General features: G+C 66.0%; 1 protein-coding gene. It reads right to left on the bottom strand.

Going from position 1 to position 406, the window contains the following annotated elements:
• Positions 1 to 132: 132 nt before the first annotated feature.
• Positions 133 to 406 (bottom strand): MOSC domain-containing protein (locus ELR45_RS25975; RefSeq protein ID WP_205857287.1); only part of this gene is annotated, 274 nt, incomplete at its 5' end.

The following is a 406-nucleotide window of genomic DNA, read 5'->3' as shown; positions in this document are numbered from 1 at the left end:
GCTAGTCAGACACGGCTCCGCGTCTCCGCTAACCATGCCGGGGACGCGGAGCCGACCCACATTCACCCCATCACCCACCGGGCGGTGGGGTTCGTCATGTCAGCCTCCTCGACACCCTGCTACAGCTTTCATTCAGACCCGCTCGAGCGGGCGGTGCGGGCCCTCCGGCAAGACCGCCTTGATCCGGTCCCCAGGCCGCACCTCTCCGCCGGTGTGGACGACGCTCATGATGCCGGCCTTGCGCACGACGTTGCCGTGTTCGTCCCGGTGGACGACCTGCTTGAGCAGGCCCTGCTGGTAGTCGTCGATCTGATGGCACGGGTTGCGTAGGCCGGTGACCTCGACCACAGCCTCGTCGCCGAGGTACAACAGAGTTCCCGTCGGCAAGCCGAGAAGATCGATACCA

The sequence above is a fragment of the Phytoactinopolyspora endophytica genome (assembly GCF_004138495.1).
Classification (GTDB): Bacteria; Actinomycetota; Actinomycetes; order Jiangellales; family Jiangellaceae; genus Phytoactinopolyspora; species Phytoactinopolyspora endophytica.
This window is presented reverse-complemented; position numbering and strand designations above follow the sequence as displayed.